A 930-nucleotide genomic window follows, 5' to 3' on the forward strand; every position below is an offset into this window, starting at 1 on the left:
GTCATGCCAAATGCTCTCTTCTACAGTGGATTAACCGATATGGCTAAACAAAACGCGCTTTTAGCCAATATCAGAACATCTGTCTTAGGAAAAGAAGAAGAGAAACAAACAGGTTTCTTCTTATACACCTATGGAAGCACAGGAACTTTATCTTCTGAACGTGGTCCTCTCAAATATGGTTATGGTGCTGATATTCGCTACGCTGCTCTCCAAGCCGGTGTTACATTGGCAGCAATTGAAGGGCAAAATACCACAACACATCTCGGTCTTGTAGGCACCTATGGACAACTATCGTTTACACCAAAGGACATGTCAGATGCAGGAAAGAGCACGCTGGATAAATGGTCCATTACAGCCTATGGCAGTATACAGCACAACAATGGTTTCTACATTGATGCACTCTTGTCCTACGGTATCCTAAAAGGGCATATCGCCAATGCTCTCAGAGGAAATACCGCAAAGTTGAACGATGCCAAAATGTTGAGTGTTTCCACCACTATTGGCAAAGAATTTGCAACCGGAATGGAAGGTTTAACATTTGAGCCACAAGCACAAGTTGCCTATCAACATTTGATGTTTAACACCATTGAAGATGCTGATAATTTCACTGTTGATATGAACAATCCTTCTCAATGGTTAATCCGTGTTGGTGGACGTTTGACCAAAACCATTTTCACTGGAAATAGCCGTCCTATATCTTTCTATGGAAAAGTAAACTTGATCAAAACTTTTGGTGATGATGGCACCATTCATATTGGTAGAAACTTTGACCTTGATCCTATGGGACCTGCAATTGAAGGCGGCGTTGGCATCAATGCACAACTGTCTCACAATTTCTCCCTTCATGGTGATGTAAGCTATCAACAAAGGCTTCAGAAAACTGGTATAAGTGGTGCAAACTTTTCAGGTGGAATACGCTATCAGTTTTAA

Annotated in this window: 1 protein-coding gene; it reads left to right on the forward strand. The window is 41.4% G+C overall.

Translation table 11 applies throughout. The features are described from left to right. Nucleotides 1–930: autotransporter domain-containing protein (locus ACFIKR_RS09460; protein ID WP_375659660.1), on the forward strand; the 930-nt coding region annotated here is incomplete at its 5' end.

Origin of the sequence: Bartonella sp. MR30HLJHH, from assembly GCF_042194195.1 — a bacterium.
Taxonomy (GTDB): domain Bacteria; phylum Pseudomonadota; class Alphaproteobacteria; order Rhizobiales; family Rhizobiaceae; genus Bartonella; species Bartonella grahamii.